Annotated in this window: 1 protein-coding gene; it reads left to right on the plus strand. The window is 39.9% G+C overall.

Annotated features, from left to right (window positions below; genetic code table 11):
* Nucleotides 1-544 (plus strand): M23 family metallopeptidase (locus ACFIO5_RS10905; RefSeq protein ID WP_375705414.1); only part of this gene is annotated, 544 nt, incomplete at both ends.

Below are 544 nucleotides of genomic sequence, written 5' to 3' on the forward strand. Positions count from 1 at the left end.
CACTTAAAACGGCTTTTCAAAATGGTATTCCACATTCTTATATCAATAGCGCGCAATTACCAACGGCTTATGATGCACTCTATAGTGCCTTGCTTAGCCACAATATATCACAATCGCTTTCTTATCGTCTTATTCGTCTGCTTGCCACCAATATTGATATGAAAAGCCGAATAACCCCCAATGATCAAATCGAAATATTTTATGCCGTTCCACAACAAAGCGAGATAGAGAAAAACAACAAAGAAACGCTAAATGGTCAAAAGAGCCAGAAAGCAAAAGAATATCCAACCAATGCAGATCCTGAAATTCGTTATATCAGTGCCACTTTTGGCAATGCAACTTACAAATATTATCGTTACCAATCAAAAGACGGCAGTGTCGATTATTATGATTCAGAAGGAAAAAGTTCCAAACCTTTTTTACTCCGCAAACCCACTCCCAATGGCATTTTTGGCTCCCCCTTTGGTCCACGCAAACATCCTATTTTAGGCTATGTCCGTATGCACACAGGCGTTGATTGGGTTGCACCAAAAGGATCACCCAT

The sequence above is a fragment of the Bartonella sp. AA86SXKL genome, from assembly GCF_042196885.1.